The following is a 14,820-nucleotide window of genomic DNA, read 5'->3' on the forward strand; positions in this document are numbered from 1 at the left end:
GAATTATCTTTGATCAGAATAATTTAGGAATCTCTCAACCAGGGAGATTCCACACTCCAGAAAATAATTTTTACGCCAAGATAATTTTCAGCATATTCTACAAATTCTTCTTTGGTAAACGGCTTTTTAGTTTTCGTATTTGTATAAGTCAGAGTCGGTTCCTGAACAGCCATTGCTACTAAAGGCAGCTTTCCTTTGTATTGATTAAAGAAAGGATAAGAGTTTTTCATCTGGCCTTTTTTATTCGGAACAATATCCGGCCCTCCCAGTCCTATATTATTTTTATACGCAAAATCAAACAGTCTGGACATGTACTGATGGTCATTATCCCATTCACAGGGAAAGAAATTGACATACTGCAATACATTGGATTGATGAAAAGCATTTCTCGCAAACTTCAGATTTTCCAATTCAGCCTGAAAATAACGGTCACAGCTAAAGCCAGTTTTATCTGCTTTTATTTCTATATCTATTGATGTTTCCGGAAGATTAATTCCTTGAATTCTGCCGTCAAACTTTTGTGCCAATGCTCCTATAAGCTTCTGAAATCTTTCACGGACAGCAGGATTCCATTGCTGGGTAACCCATCCGCTTCCAACAGGTTTATTTTCCCCCGGATTATCATATTGAGGAACCAATCCTCCTGTATACTCTTTATCATTCAATACATAATCAGGAATATATCTGGCCTGTGGCTCAAAAAACCTGTCCTGAAGTTGAATAAATAGCTTTCTATTGATGGAAGTTAAATATTCCAGATCTTTTTCAATCACAGAAAAATCATACACATCTTTTGAGGTTTCCAAAGCTCTCCAGTTATAAACAATCTGTACTCCTCCGATATCCTGACGGGTAATTATTTTTTCTATTTTCCTAAGGTCTCCTGAAGAAGTATAAATATAATTCTGAGGCGTCTGCCCTGACATAAAATGCAGACCAAGCATAAACAATCCCAATCCCAGCGCTTTGGTAATCTTTTTCATTAAAATCAATTTTGCATAGTTAATCATTTTCCGTGCCTAAAATATTCCGAACAATGAGCTTTAGAAAATTATTCTTATTTATGAGCAATATTCTTTATTCTATAAATAGTTTATTATTTTTGAGCTTCAAAATTTGATTTAACAATTAAGGATATGAAAAAATTAATCTTATTGGGTGCTGTATCAGCTTTTTTAATCAACTGTAATAAGAAAACTGAAGCTCCGGCTCCCAAGGCAGTGGCAGATACTATCGCTGTTGAAGGACCTGTAATAGATACTCTGGGACCAAAATCGTTCTGCTATATCGGGGTAACAGGAAAAGACAGTGTTTTTGCTTCCATTGATGACAATTTAGGAACCATCACCGGAAAGTTATCTTATAAAAACAGTGAGAAAGACAGTTCAACAGGAGATGTAACCGGTTTCAAATCCGGAGATACCCTGAAACTGACTTACGAATTTGCCTCAGAGGGTAAAAAAAGCAAAAGAGATATTTACTTCATCCAGAAAGACAATGCTTTGACAGAAGGAATTGGAGATCATAAAGAGGAAGACGGACAGTCTAAATATGCAGATGAGAAAAAAATCAGCTATAAAGACGGACAGAAGCTAAACACTGCAGACTGTAAAGTAGTGAGTGAAGCTTTAAAAAAATAATCCAATGATAAATAAAAAAACAGCCTTGAGATAAGGCTGTTTTTATTTTATGGTAATTCCGTTTCAATAATTTCAATAAACCGGTTTACTGCTTCATCACCTGTATTCCAGGAAGTAATAAGACGTATTACCGAAAAATTCTCATCTACTTTTTTCCAGACAAAAAATTCAAAACTTTCAGAGAGTACACTTATAAGTTCATTGCTTACAATAGGAAAAATCTGATTGGTATAGGTATCTGCAAGAAATGTTACTCCTTTTTTCTGCAATGCATTTTTAATTTTCATAGCCTGCTGATTGGCATGTTTCGCCAGATCAAAATACAGATTGTCTTTCATCAGCTCCATAAACTGTATTCCCAGCAGTCTTCCTTTAGCTAATAACGCCCCTTTCTGTTTGATATTAAATGCAAAATCCTCCTGAAGAACGGGATTATTAATGACAATAGCCTCTCCTATCAACGCCCCGTTTTTGGTTCCTCCAAGGTAGAAAACATCCGTAAGAAAAGCTACTTTTTCGAGAGTAAGATCACTGATTTCTGAGGTCAGCCCATGTCCTAACCGCGCTCCATCCATAAACAGGTATAATTTCTTTTCTTTACAAAATGCTGAAAGCTCTTCCAGCTCTTTTGCCTGATAAATGGTTCCCAGCTCTGTAGAATTGGATATATACACCAGCTTAGGCATTACCTGATGCGGTACATTACTATGCCCTTCCAAAACCGGGATAATGTCCGACGGTCTTAGTTTTCCATCTGGAGTTTCAATGCTCAATACTTTATGACCAGTGGCTTCAATGGCTCCTGTTTCGTTATTCAGAATATGGCCGGGAGCGGCAGAAATAGCGCATTGATATGGCTTTAAAATCGCTGAAATAACAATTAAGTTCGCCTGCGTTCCTCCTGAAACCAAAAAAACTTCAGAATCCTGATTGTTGATTTTTTCTTTAATTAATGTTTTAGCTTTTAATGAATACTCATCTTCTCCATATCCGGCCTGCTGTTCAAAATTACTTTTTGTAAGCGCTTGTAGAATATTCGGGTGACATCCCTCTGAATAGTCGTTTTTGAATGAAAATTTCATAGAGTAAAAGTAAAAAAAGTTAAAATAACAAGAGTAAACTTTTCATTTTATTTTGTTAGATTTGTAATGAAAATCATCTAACATTTTGAAAACAACCCTAACAGAAGAGAATTACCTGAAAGCTTTGTTTCATTTAGTTGACAATGAAGGAAAGGTTACGATTAATGAGCTCAGCAAATTTTTGAATGTAAAAATGCCGAGTGTCAATAATATGATGAAAAAGTTTGCTGAGAAAAAGTGGGTCATTTATGAAACCTACAAACCTCTAATCGTTACCGAAAGCGGAAGACGGGAAGCCGCTCTGGTAGTCCGAAAACATAGACTTACCGAAATGTTTCTGGTTAAAAAAATGAATTTTGGATGGGAAAACGTTCACGAAATTGCCGAGCAGCTTGAACACGTACACTCTCAAATCTTTTTCGATAAAATGGATGAAATTCTGGATTATCCTAAATTTGATCCCCATGGAGAGCCTATTCCTGATAAAGACGGAAATATTATTTCCCAGGATCTGCAGAAACTAAGCCACTGTGAGCCTGGTGAAAATGTTACTTTTGCCTCAGTTACTTTATCTGATGATGCTTTTTTAACCTATCTCAACGATCGGAAACTGCTCCTTAATACCAAAGTAAAAGTTGTTAAAGTAGAAAGTTTTGATAAATCAATGACGATAGAAATTGAGGGCAAAACAGAAATTTTAAGCAAAAAAGCGACTGAAAAAATATTAGTTAAGAAATAATCTTAACGATTAAAATAAGCCTCACAGACATTACAATCTGTGAGGCTTTTCATTCCGGCAATATCGCATTAATTATTTTCTAAACTCTTAGAAAATGTGTATTTCATTTCTACAACTGTTAAAAAACGGTTAAACTCTCTTTTATAAAATACCCGAAAATTAATTTTTAATTAGGTTTGCAGAATATTCTACAGATTTTGTCTTTCTGACAATACCAATATTTTAATTATTCCAAAAAATTATGAAAAAAAGCATTCCGTTTTTTATTATTTCGATGTTATTAAGCCCATTTGCAAATGCTCAGGACACCAAGGTAAGAGATTTTGTGATTGAACCTCAGATTAAACCTAACTTTTATATATACAAAACTTTCGGAGTATTCGGAGGTAAAGAATATTCTACCAATGCTGTTTATCTGGTGACCAAAAAAGGAGTTGTTTTATTTGACGTTCCTTGGCAGAAAACTCAATACCAAAGCTTACTGGACACCATTCAAAAACGTCATAACCTTCCTGTTATCGCAGTATTTGCAACGCATTCACATGAAGACAGAGCCGGAGATTTAAGCTTTTATAACAATAAAGGAATTAAAACGTATGCAACAGCAAAAACCAATGAACTGTTGAAGAAAGATGGAAAAGCTACTTCCACAGAAATCATCAAAACAGGGAAACCTTATCGTATTGGCGGGGAAGAATTTGTGGTAGATTTTCTGGGTGAAGGACATACGACCGATAATGTAGTGGTTTGGTTTCCAAAATATAAAATACTGGACGGAGGATGTCTTGTAAAAAGCAAAGCAGCGGTTGATCTTGGCTATACAGGAGAAGCCAATGTTGCACAATGGCCACAAACCATGACCAAACTGAAAAACAAATATTCACAGGCCACTCTTGTAATTCCCGGTCATGATGAATGGAAAGGAGGCGGACATGTTGAACATACACTTGATCTTTTGGACAAAAACAAAAAGCCGGAATAATAATTTATTTTATAATCTTATGTAGCATAAAAAAATCCCGAATTTTCATTCGGGATTTATATTTTAATGATGGTTGTATTAGTCTAATACACTCCAACCTCTCTTAGGATTTGTATTTGTAGAAACTTCCTGCTCGTTGACAATAATATTTTCTTTTCTCTGACCGATATAATCAAGCTCACTCAGTTTAGAGAAAATGGTTTCAAGGCTTCTCAGCATCTGTTGAATATAAAGCAAAGGCTCACCACAGTTATGATGATCATAATTGGTCTCTGCCACAATAGAAAGCTGGTTCAATAAAGTATGAGGTGCAATCTCACTCCATTCTAAGCTATAGTTCAGCATTTCTTCCAATTCAGCAGGAACAAGAAGCTGGGTAGAATTATATAAATGAAGGGCCAGTCTTGCAAAAGACTCAATCAGAAATACTGGCGGCTGCCAAGGCGTAATATTTCTAAACTGGAAATACATGTCTCCAAAGGTATTTACCATTGTACTGCACAGGAACTTCACGTTTTGTGCCAACGCTGTATTTTGATTTTTATGGGAAGTCTTCTGAATAATTTTAAAAGCATACTGCTGAAGATTCCCGATAGATTTTGCATAGCTGCTGTAATATTCCACTAATGCCGGGTGACTCTGCACAGAAGTACAAGGCGGTATAAAGTTGGAATCTACCTGAGCGATATTCCCTTTTAAGTCTACTTTTCCAATGATAAGGTAATTACCTCCTGAATAGCTGCTGTTCAGAGAAGTTACAGGAAGCAGTTCAATATGGTGATTCGGCTGAGCACTTGGATGGCGCGGCGGAATTTCCTCAGGGTCAATATCTCCGAAAGGAACTTTATCAAAAGGATTTACAGAGATTAAGATATAATATTCTCCGTCTGCCTGCTCTTCGTTCATGGATTTCGCCAAAGACTTTACACTGATTCTTCTGTCTGTCAGCTCAATACGGTATCCCGCCATGGTCACAGCGCTGCAACGCTTGATAACAAGCTGTACATCATTGGTTGCTGTATTGTGAACATCAAAAATGGTACGGTCTGTAAATTCATTGGAAATAGGCAGAAGTCCATAGTTATATGTAGTAATTCCAAGGGAATTGGAATCTCTGATGGTATCAATTAAGAAATTATCCTGATCATTAAGGTGTCTCTGGGAAACCTTCATCCCATCCACCCAGTTGATTGCAAAATGTTTAATAGGCTGTATCATGTTTAATACTTTTTAATTTTTTGTGATTATGATTTTCTTGCGACTCCCTCCTCTTCATGCTGAATGACTCTCTTACAAATCACCACTTCATTTTCAGAAATGCTGTTTGTTGTAATGTCGTGGTCGAAATCTATATATTTTCTGAAACTGAAAAACGATTTTTTAGTGTAAAAAATCCAGTAATAAGGTTCATTTCCTTCGTCTGAAAGATGTATAACAGAACCCGGGTTTTTATGGTTGTAATCATCTACTACCCTATAGAACCAATCTCCGAAAGTAACCCCCGTTGGAAGGGTTTTCGCTTTGATTCTGAAACGGTTGGTATCTTCTAATTTTTTGCTCAATTCAACATTCAATACCATTAATCTGTCAAAATCTGCTCCTTCAAAATCTGGCAGCTTCTGTTCTGGCGAATATCTCCATGTTTTATAAATATCAAAAGGAATGGTGATAAACTGGATATAACAGTAATAAAATACCATTGGAACCACAAAGATCAGCATACTTGTTGCCGCCATTACAGCATATCCTGTTCCTTTGCTCATCCAGTTGAAGATCAGAGTAAAAAGATATCCTCCCAAAGCGATGCATGTCAATGAAAGCAGAGACTCAAACAGAATACTCATTGCCAGAGAATCGATATGCTTTTTAAAATACTTATGCAGTAAATTCACATGAATAATCCCAAAAATAAGGTAAATAACCTGTGCGATGAGATACCAGTACGGATTAAAGAGATTTCCGGCAAATCCGAAAAATCCAGGAATAGCCAGGCATAAACTGCACAGAAGCACGTATATAATAATTACTTTAATTTTGATCGCAGGTTTATTTCTCCTGATTACACCCAGTATAACCATCATAATAATTGCGATTAAAGGCATTAAGATATACCTTAAAAAAATACCTTTTACTGAAGAAATTTCCATTTGTTTCTTTTCGAATTTATACTTTGTTGGTAGTTGTAAATATAATAAAATAATTTAGAGGAATGTAGAATATCCAAGGCGGCTGGCATTTCTTCCATCGTCTTCAAGGCTGAATGAATATTCCTCTTTTTCTGTAACAAAATTTTCTTCCACATCCACTGTTACCGGAAGAAAATAATCATACAGTGCCTGAAGTACGTTTCTGAACGGACTTCCCGGGATATATTTTTTCATATCTTCATAAGGAATAGGACCAATGTTCACCACCCAGTTTCGCTGCCCGTCCATATGCGGACCACTTGGAATGTAGGTAACTCCTAATCTTGAGTTTCCCAATAACATGGAATTATCATTTTTCTCAATCCTATCAATAATGTTGGGTGAAAAAGTAACGTTTACCGGTACCTGCAGAAAAGCAGTCATACATCTTTCAAACCATTTTTTGTCCCCTCTTATCTGATGGAAAAACGGCAGGATATGCATGAAGATATAAGCATTCTGCTTATCCAGCATCTTTATCAGAGGCCAAAGCTCACTTACGGTTTCCAATAAAGAATCCGTATTGCTTGTAATATCAAATTCAGATTCCTTAAGTAAAGCACTGATTTCCGTAAAAAAAACCTCCAGTTCAAAAGGACGGAAAAACTTACGGGCATCATCTTCTACTCTTTTCTGTTTACGGATTTCCCGTACCACAGTATCTACATTCTTTCTGGAAGCTCCAAGAGACGGCGGGTGGAATAAACCCTCCGGAAGATAGTCATAAATGCCTTCCCTGTAACTCTCTATGGTAAATACTTCTTCGTCAAATCCTAAATAACTGCTTGAAATACTCTTAATATCCTTCAGGTAAGCACGGTCGTTCACGCCAACACGCTCAATGAATATATTGCTTACCGCACGGTGGTATTTCAATAGATTAACAGCCACAGCTTCAGCCTTAAAGTCTGTCTGCAGCTTATTGTAATGCATATCTACAATATTAGTCTCATACATAGTGTTTCCTCTGATTATGACTTGTAAAGATAATATATCTCATAAGTTTGAAAAAATATTTTGCTAATAATTTTATCCTAAAAATAATAATTTATTGACATTAAAAGGAATAATTTCAAGCAAATTCCGTAAAAATACGGTAAATAGAAGGTTTATTTGTTTTTTATAATTTAAAATTAACTATTCAGAATCAAATGGTTAAAGACTCAACATCCATGGTTTGATCTAGGAGTAATTTTTTTATTCTGCTCCTTCTTATAAATTAAAGATACAGTTCTTTCTACACTCTCCTATTCACGGTATCATTTATCTTTTAGTCTTTCTGACAAAAAATAAGCTTTCAAACGTAGTACAATTACATCTTTTACGTAAATTAAATTTTATTAACATCATCTTATGGAATAAATTCAGGATAATGCATGCTCATTCCGAAAGCGGGCCGTATCTTTGCAGACTGAAAATTGTTATTTAAAATGAAAAGTATCTATTCTAAAATTCTGATTTTAGCATTCATGGCCTCTTCACTTTATTCTTATGCATGGGGATTAACGGGACACAGGGTTATTGCAGACATTGCAGAAAACCATCTTTCCCGTAAAGCGAGAAGAGAAATTAAAAAGATCATGGGAAAAGAGCGTCTGGCTTACTGGGCGAACTGGCCGGATTTCATTAAATCTGATACCACAGGAGCATGGAAGCAGGCTTCATCATGGCATTATGTAAACATTGATCCAATGACTGACTTTAAAGCTTTTGAACAAAACCTAAAAGCGCAGGCAGGACCAAGCCTTTACACTCAGGTAAACACACTATCCAGCCAGATCAAAGACAAAAACACCTCTGAGAAAGACAGAAAAATTGCTTTAATCTTCCTTATCCATATTATGGGAGATCTTGCACAACCCCTTCACGTGGGAAGAGCAGAAGATTTGGGTGGAAACAAGATCAACGTTACCTATTTCGGGGATAAAACCAATTTACACTCAGTTTGGGACGGAAAACTGGTAGATTCTCAAAAATACAGCTACACAGAATATTCTAAACTTTTAGATATCAAATCTAAAGAAGAAGTAGCACAGATACAATCCGGGACACTGGAAGACTGGCTATATGATTCTCACAAGATTGCCAATAAAATCTATGCACAGACTCCTAACGACTCTAAATTATCTTTTGACTACCAGTATAAATTCAATGATACTTTGGAAAGACAGCTTCTATATGGAGGATTGAGACTGGCAAAAGTGTTAAACGAGCTTTTTTAATACGGGTTTCGAGTTGTGGGTTCATTAACCAAAGGCAGCTTAAAATAGTATTTCGAGATATAAAAACGGGACTTCGGTTTCGTTTTTTTTGTTTAACGTTTAAGGAAATTACAGCTTTTATTATTGACACATATTTTAATCAAAAAAAAGAAATTAAAATACTTATTATCAGTCAATTATCATTATCCTCACAAAACTAAAACCATCCAAAATACAACAAAACAACTGATTATCAGCAAATTAATCAATTCAAATACACTTGTACATTTTTATTCTGTACATTATACAAAAAAATTGCTTCTTTCAAATTTAAATAAAACACTGAATATCAAAAAATTAAATCAATATATAAAGGTATTCTTGCATTTTACTTTTTACATTGTGTAAAAAATACTCTACCTCGTGTAACCTTTTTACCTTTTCATACGTATATATTATAGTAACTCTTTTTTGAGGATAAAATAAATGAGACAATTAAAAATCACTAAGCAGGTTACCAACAGGGAAACTGCTTCATTAGACAAGTATTTGCAGGAAATTGGTAAAGTGGAACTGATTACTGCGGACGAAGAAGTAGAATTGGCACAAAGAATACGTGCTGGCGACAGAGCCGCACTTGAGAAATTAATCAAAGCCAACCTTCGTTTCGTAGTTTCTGTATCCAAGCAATACCAAAACCAAGGTCTTTCTTTACCCGATTTGATCAATGAAGGTAACCTAGGATTGATGAAAGCGGCAAAAAGGTACGATGAAACTAGAGGTTTCAAATTTATCTCTTATGCAGTATGGTGGATCCGTCAATCAATTTTACAGGCATTGGCTGAACAGTCAAGAATTGTAAGACTACCATTGAACAAAATTGGTTCCATCAATAAAATTAATAAAGCATACGCTCACCTTGAGCAGGAAAATGAAAGACCACCTTCTCCGGAAGAATTGGCTGAAGTTCTTGACATGAGCGAGGAAGATATTAAAGAATCAATGAAAAACTCCGGAAGACACCTGTCTATGGATGCACCTTTAGTAGAAGGTGAAGATTCTAATCTTTATGATGTATTACGTTCAGGAGAATCTCCAAGTCCTGATAAAGATCTGATGCTTGAATCTCTACAGATCGAGATTGAAAGAGCATTGAATACTTTGACGCCAAGAGAGGCTGATTTGGTAAGATTATACTTCGGACTGAACGGAAAACACCCAATGACTTTAGAAGAAATTGGTGAGACTTTCGATCTTACAAGAGAGAGAGTTCGTCAGATCAAAGAAAAAGCAATTAAGAGACTAAAACACAATACCAGAAGCAAGATCCTAAAATCTTATCTGGGTAAATAATTTTTAGCGTAAAAAATTTTATAGGCGGAGTCTGGTTTCAGGCTCCGTTTTTTTATTTACTTAGACTAAAGAGGATCAATTACATTCAATCTGCAGTGTAACATTTTTCACCGTTTATCCAACTAATTAAAATCATATCCTTTACTCATTTGCGATAAATTCTAAATGATTAATTTTAGTCGACGGGATATGATGTTGAGAACACCAAAATAAAACAGACTATGAAAAAAATACTTTTCGCTTCTGCAGTAGTTATTTCTTTACTTTCCTGCAGTGAAAATAAATCGCGGCAAGCTCCTACCGTAGAAAATGCAGTTGATAATGCTGAATCTTCAGTTTCTGGAGCTATTAAAAAAAATACCAGATACTCCTCACGTGAAGGAAACCTTGTTCATGAAATCTATCAGGAGCTGATAAAAAATGACAAGGATTTACAGGATCTTGACAAAAGAATAGCGGTTATTAATCAGGAAACGGAGGACGCAATGACCGAATATGATGATGTTATTCAAAAATCAGAAACATACTATAATGATGCAACGGCACTATCAAATTCGGTAACCGATTCTGTTACAAAGAAACAAATTGAAAAAGAGATAAAGGCCAGTTCTGAAAAATATGATATAAAAACACAAACTATCCGAGACCTCATCGTCAAAATAAAAGCAAACAGGACAACAGTTCATGATCAATACCTTGTATTTAAGATCAGAAAGACCCTTCCTGAAATTGAAAAGTACCAGAATGCCCATCCTCTGAAAACAGACAGCCTCAATCAATTCATCAATAAGCAAAACCAACTGCTGGAAGAATTGAAAAAATTAAAATAAATACCACCACACCTCATGAAATATACTACAAAATGGCTCACTGATAAAGCCCGCGTTAAAGAACTGGTAGACTTTTTTATTACCCATAAAACAGACTCTTATATTTCCCATGGCGAAATGATGTCCGGCAGAGCCATCGATTCCCATCATTGGAATCCGGATCTTGAACTGATTCTTACTGAACAGCTGATTACTGATTTTAATTCTGATGGCAGTTCCAAGCTGAATATTCTGATTGCAGAAAATGAAAATGGGGAAATTGTCGGAATGATGGTTTTCAATGTGATCAACAGTCCTTTTAAAAAGTATGCGATTTTAGAAGATATGCTTCTGGATCAGTCTGTAAGAGGCCAGTCACTGGGAAGCAAACTGTTAGAGAAAGCCATCCATGAATCTAAAAACTGGAATATCAGTTTCATCCTATTGGAAAGTGGAGTCAACAACCATGGAGCTCATAATTTTTTTAGTAAGTATGGTTTCAAAAAGGTATCGGAAAGCTATATTTTAACAATATAAATTAAATGATGTCTTATGAACACCATTTCAATCATCGGAGCCGGAATCGGAGGACTGACCCTCGGAAATGTACTGAAACAGCATCAGTATGATTTCGCGATCTATGAATCCGCTCCCGAAATAAAACCTGTAGGAGCAGGAATTATGATGGCAGTAAATGCGATGCAGGTTTTTGATCAACTGGGATTAAAGGAAAAAATTGAAAAAGCCGGTAATAAAATTCACAGAATTGTTATAGCCAACGAATCTTTACAGCCTATCTCCAAAACAGAAATTCTGGAATTGGAAGCTCAATACAATTCATGTAATGTTGCGATCCACCGTGCTGAACTCCAGAAGATCTTAGCTGAAAATATTTCTTCTGATTCCATTAAGCTGAACCATTCTCTACAAAAAATTGAAAAAAGAGAAAACTATATTTTAAATTTTGAAAACGGAAATCAATTTGAAAGCCAGATTGTTTTTGGAGCTGATGGTATAAAATCCCCTATCCGAAACCAGATTTTAAAAACCGGAACAATCCGTAACTCAGGGCAGAAATGCTGGCGCGGTCTTTTAGATTTTGATTTGCCTGAGAAACATCATCAGGAAGCCTTTGAAATGTGGGGAAAGGGAAAACGTTTTGGATTTGTAAAAATTTCTGATAAAAAAGTATACTGGTATGCCTGTATCAATGAAAAGAGTTTTAGCCGAGATGCATCGCTTACAGATATTTTTAAAGATTTTGATCCTTTGGTTTTACAACTGATTGAAGCTACAGATAACGAAAATATTATTTGTAATACAATTGCCGACCTCGCTCCTATTTCCAAATGGTATTCTGAAAATCTATGCCTGATTGGAGATGCTGCTCACGCCACAACTCCCAATATGGGACAAGGTGCCTGCCAGGCCATTGAAGATGCTTATATCATCGGAAAATTGCTGGAAAAAAATCAGGATTTCAATGCAGTTTTTGAAGCATTTCAAAGTATCAGAAGAAAAAAAGTAGATTATATTGTCAATACAAGCCGAACCATCGGAAAGGTTTCTCAATGGGAAAGAGGAAATTCAATACGCAATTTTCTCATGGGTATGATTCCGGAAAGCATGCATCAAAAAATGGCTAAAAAGATTATAGAACTGGAAATGTAGAAATCCGGCTTGGGAAAGATAAGATTTCAAAAATTATATTCGATTTATTAATAACAACTAAAAATTAAAAACATGAAAAAAATCTTTTACGTATTGCTCTTATTCATAGGAGTACATACAGCACGAGCACAGGATATCCCGGTACTGGACAGAGGATTATTTTTTGGAAACCCGGAAATTTCCGGAGGACAATTGAGCCCGGATGGAAAATGGATTTCCTTTACAAAAGAATATGGCGGTATCATGAATATATGGGTTAAAAAAATTGATGAACCTTTTGAAAAAGCCCGTCCACTAACAGACAGCAAACGCCCGATGAACGGATATTTCTGGTCTGAAGACGGAAAGTACATCCTTTATGTAAAAGATGGGAACGGTGACGAAAACATGAACATTTTCGCCGTAGATCCTATGGCAAAAGTTACCACCGGAGTTCCGGAATCAAGGAATATAACACCGCTTAAAGAGGTAACAGCACAGATCTACATGGTAAGCAGAAAAAATCCTGACTTACTGATGATTGGACTGAATAACCGTGATAAAGCATGGCATGATTTATATTCACTGAAGATCTCTACAGGCGAACTGAAAAAGATTTATGAAAATACAGACCGAATCACAAGCTATGAATTTGACTGGGATGAAAAATTAAGAGTGCTGTCCAAAACAGATGATAAAGGAACCACCCAGTTTTTTTATAAAGAAGGAGATAAACTTACGCCTATTTATGAAACATTGGTAACGGAAAGCGCCTATATTTCAAACTGGAATGAGGATAATTCTAAATTCTATCTGGTAACTAATAAAGGGAATCTTGATAAATCAACCCTATTCCTCATGGATCCGAAAACCAAACAGATCACAAAGATAGAAAGCGATCCTAAAGATAAAGTAGATTTTGGAGGACTTTTTCTTGACAGAAATACAAGAAAGATGATCTACACTTCTTACACCGGAGATAAAACAGAGTACTACTGGAAAGACAAAACGTGGGAAGATAATTATAAATTTCTGCAAAGTAAATTTCCTGGAAGAGAAGTTAATTTTTCAAGCTCTACGAATGATTATTCTAAATTCTTAGTTGCTGTTGGAGGTGATAAATATGCTTCTGAAGCGTATTTTTTTGATGCAAAAACAAAACAGCTAATTTTCCAGTATACCCCAAGAACAGAATTAAAAAAGGTTGAAAAGTATCTGGCTGCCATGACTCCTGTTTCTTATAAAAGCAGTGACGGCCTTGAAATTCCGGCATATCTGACCTTACCTGTAGGTTCATCCGGTAAAAATGTTCCTGTAGTTGTTTTGGTTCATGGAGGTCCGAAAGGTCCAAGAGATTATTGGGGATACAATTCAACCGTACAGTTTTTAGCCAACAGAGGATATGCGGTATTACAGCCCAACTTCAGAGCGAGTGGCGGATACGGTAAAAAGTTCCAGAACGGCGGAGATCTTCAGTGGGGAAAACTAATGCAGGATGATATCACCTGGGGCGTAAAATACCTGATTGATCAGGGAATCGCAGACAAAAATAAGGTAGTAATTATGGGAGGAAGCTACGGTGGATATGCAACACTTGCAGGTTTAGCATTCACTCCTGATGTATATGCTGCCGGAGTAGATATTGTGGGGCCAAGCAACCTTTTTACTTTATTGGATTCTGTACCTGCTTACTGGGAAGCTGCCCGTGCTTTCCTTTACGGAATGGTAGGTGATCCTAAAACTGAAGAAGGTAAAAAACGCATGCATGATGCAAGCCCCTTATTCAGTGTAGATAAAATCAATAAGCCATTACTGATTGTTCAGGGAGCGAATGACCCAAGAGTAAAGCAGGCTGAGGCGGATCAGATTGTCATTGCACTGCGTGATAAAGGCAAAAAGGTAAATTATATCCTTGCTGATGATGAAGGTCACGGATTCCGTAAGCCGGTTAACAGTATGGCGATGTATGCTGAAACTGAGAAATTCCTTGCTGAAGTAATCGGTGGAAGATATCAGAAAGAAATGCCAGATAATGTGGCAAAACGTCTGAAGGAAATGACGGTGGATATTTCAAAAGTGAACTATACACCAAAAAGCGAAAAAACTGCAGGAGCATCTAAATAAAGTTTCTGTATTAAATTAAATAAAGCCATCTCACTTTCACGAGATGGCTTTTGT

Annotated in this window: 14 protein-coding genes; 9 read left to right on the top strand and 5 right to left on the bottom strand. The window is 36.1% G+C overall.

The window, feature by feature from the left end; genetic code table 11:
- Positions 1 to 23: 23 nt before the first annotated feature.
- Positions 24 to 983: a hypothetical protein gene (locus DYR29_RS05085; protein WP_213279581.1), complete on the bottom strand. Its 960-nt coding sequence runs from the start codon at positions 981 to 983 to the stop codon at positions 24 to 26.
- Positions 984 to 1,136: 153 nt separating this feature from the next.
- On the opposite strand from DYR29_RS05085, the gene DYR29_RS05090 reads away from it, so the two are divergent.
- A complete protein-coding gene (locus DYR29_RS05090) occupies positions 1,137 to 1,640 on the top strand; it encodes a hypothetical protein (protein ID WP_213279582.1) in 504 nt (167 codons plus the stop codon).
- A gap of 47 nt (positions 1,641 to 1,687) precedes the next feature.
- Here DYR29_RS05090 and DYR29_RS05095 read toward each other — a convergent pair whose 3' ends face one another.
- Positions 1,688 to 2,722: a threonine aldolase family protein gene (locus DYR29_RS05095; protein ID WP_213279583.1), complete on the bottom strand. Its 1,035-nt coding sequence runs from the start codon at positions 2,720 to 2,722 to the stop codon at positions 1,688 to 1,690.
- A gap of 85 nt (positions 2,723 to 2,807) precedes the next feature.
- On the opposite strand from DYR29_RS05095, the gene DYR29_RS05100 reads away from it, so the two are divergent.
- Both DYR29_RS05100 and blaIND read left to right on the top strand, forming a co-directional pair.
- A complete protein-coding gene (locus DYR29_RS05100) occupies positions 2,808 to 3,461 on the top strand; it encodes a metal-dependent transcriptional regulator (RefSeq protein ID WP_213279584.1) in 654 nt (217 codons plus the stop codon).
- A 241-nt stretch (positions 3,462 to 3,702) separates the two neighbouring features.
- Positions 3,703 to 4,443, top strand: a complete 741-nt coding sequence (gene blaIND / locus DYR29_RS05105; RefSeq protein ID WP_213279585.1) for an IND family subclass B1 metallo-beta-lactamase — start codon at positions 3,703 to 3,705, stop codon at positions 4,441 to 4,443.
- A 78-nt stretch (positions 4,444 to 4,521) separates the two neighbouring features.
- Here blaIND and DYR29_RS05110 read toward each other — a convergent pair whose 3' ends face one another.
- The 3 genes from DYR29_RS05110 to DYR29_RS05120 form a co-directional block, all read right to left on the bottom strand.
- The gene (locus DYR29_RS05110; RefSeq protein ID WP_047374599.1) at positions 4,522 to 5,661 is read right to left on the bottom strand and encodes a hypothetical protein; all 1,140 of its coding nucleotides are present in this window, start codon (positions 5,659 to 5,661) and stop codon (positions 4,522 to 4,524) included.
- 26 nt (positions 5,662 to 5,687) lie between these two features.
- Positions 5,688 to 6,524 (bottom strand): TssN family type VI secretion system protein, encoded by an 837-nt coding sequence (locus tag DYR29_RS05115; RefSeq protein WP_249413617.1) that lies wholly within the window; start codon positions 6,522 to 6,524, stop codon positions 5,688 to 5,690.
- A gap of 120 nt (positions 6,525 to 6,644) precedes the next feature.
- The gene (locus DYR29_RS05120) at positions 6,645 to 7,562 is read right to left on the bottom strand and encodes a type VI secretion system baseplate subunit TssG (RefSeq protein WP_249413618.1); all 918 of its coding nucleotides are present in this window, start codon (positions 7,560 to 7,562) and stop codon (positions 6,645 to 6,647) included.
- A gap of 497 nt (positions 7,563 to 8,059) precedes the next feature.
- Between DYR29_RS05120 and DYR29_RS05125 the strand changes: the two genes are divergently transcribed.
- The 6 genes from DYR29_RS05125 to DYR29_RS05150 all read left to right on the top strand — a co-directional run bounded on the left by DYR29_RS05125 (position 8,060) and on the right by DYR29_RS05150 (position 14,766).
- Positions 8,060 to 8,851 carry a S1/P1 nuclease gene (locus tag DYR29_RS05125; protein ID WP_142717938.1) on the top strand — a complete coding sequence of 264 codons (792 nt, stop codon included), beginning with the start codon at positions 8,060 to 8,062 and terminating at the stop codon, positions 8,849 to 8,851.
- 465 nt (positions 8,852 to 9,316) lie between these two features.
- Positions 9,317 to 10,183: a sigma-70 family RNA polymerase sigma factor gene (locus DYR29_RS05130; RefSeq protein ID WP_002979276.1), complete on the top strand. Its 867-nt coding sequence runs from the start codon at positions 9,317 to 9,319 to the stop codon at positions 10,181 to 10,183.
- Positions 10,184 to 10,404: 221 nt separating this feature from the next.
- Entirely contained in the window at positions 10,405 to 11,013 is a 609-nt protein-coding gene (locus tag DYR29_RS05135; protein WP_213279586.1) for a hypothetical protein, read from the top strand.
- 15 nt (positions 11,014 to 11,028) lie between these two features.
- Positions 11,029 to 11,529, top strand: a complete 501-nt coding sequence (locus DYR29_RS05140) for a GNAT family N-acetyltransferase (RefSeq protein ID WP_052186419.1) — start codon at positions 11,029 to 11,031, stop codon at positions 11,527 to 11,529.
- A 15-nt stretch (positions 11,530 to 11,544) separates the two neighbouring features.
- On the top strand, positions 11,545 to 12,663 hold the full coding sequence (locus DYR29_RS05145) for an FAD-dependent monooxygenase (RefSeq protein ID WP_213279587.1): 1,119 nt from the start codon (positions 11,545 to 11,547) through the stop codon (positions 12,661 to 12,663).
- Between the two features lie 72 nt (positions 12,664 to 12,735).
- Positions 12,736 to 14,766: an alpha/beta fold hydrolase gene (locus tag DYR29_RS05150; protein WP_213279588.1), complete on the top strand. Its 2,031-nt coding sequence runs from the start codon at positions 12,736 to 12,738 to the stop codon at positions 14,764 to 14,766.
- The last annotated feature ends 54 nt before the right edge of the window (positions 14,767 to 14,820 follow it).

The organism is Chryseobacterium indologenes, from assembly GCF_018362995.1.
Taxonomy (GTDB): Bacteria; Bacteroidota; Bacteroidia; order Flavobacteriales; family Weeksellaceae; genus Chryseobacterium; species Chryseobacterium indologenes_G.

Bases quoted from the DNA above. Each gene is read 5' to 3' on its own strand.
- DYR29_RS05085 (WP_213279581.1), bottom strand. From the start codon at position 983: ATGAAAAAGATTACCAAAGCGCTGGGATTGGGATTGTTTATGCTTGGT.
- DYR29_RS05120 (WP_249413618.1), bottom strand. From the start codon at position 7,562: ATGCATTACAATAAGCTGCAGACAGACTTTAAGGCTGAAGCTGTGGCT.
- DYR29_RS05150 (WP_213279588.1), top strand. From the start codon at position 12,736: ATGAAAAAAATCTTTTACGTATTGCTCTTATTCATAGGAGTACATACA.
- DYR29_RS05110 (WP_047374599.1), bottom strand. From the start codon at position 5,661: ATGATACAGCCTATTAAACATTTTGCAATCAACTGGGTGGATGGGATG.
- blaIND (WP_213279585.1), top strand. From the start codon at position 3,703: ATGAAAAAAAGCATTCCGTTTTTTATTATTTCGATGTTATTAAGCCCA.
- DYR29_RS05095 (WP_213279583.1), bottom strand. From the start codon at position 2,722: ATGAAATTTTCATTCAAAAACGACTATTCAGAGGGATGTCACCCGAAT.
- DYR29_RS05115 (WP_249413617.1), bottom strand. From the start codon at position 6,524: ATGATGGTTATACTGGGTGTAATCAGGAGAAATAAACCTGCGATCAAA.
- DYR29_RS05130 (WP_002979276.1), top strand. From the start codon at position 9,317: ATGAGACAATTAAAAATCACTAAGCAGGTTACCAACAGGGAAACTGCT.
- DYR29_RS05140 (WP_052186419.1), top strand. From the start codon at position 11,029: ATGAAATATACTACAAAATGGCTCACTGATAAAGCCCGCGTTAAAGAA.
- DYR29_RS05090 (WP_213279582.1), top strand. From the start codon at position 1,137: ATGAAAAAATTAATCTTATTGGGTGCTGTATCAGCTTTTTTAATCAAC.
- DYR29_RS05125 (WP_142717938.1), top strand. From the start codon at position 8,060: ATGAAAAGTATCTATTCTAAAATTCTGATTTTAGCATTCATGGCCTCT.
- DYR29_RS05145 (WP_213279587.1), top strand. From the start codon at position 11,545: ATGAACACCATTTCAATCATCGGAGCCGGAATCGGAGGACTGACCCTC.
- DYR29_RS05135 (WP_213279586.1), top strand. From the start codon at position 10,405: ATGAAAAAAATACTTTTCGCTTCTGCAGTAGTTATTTCTTTACTTTCC.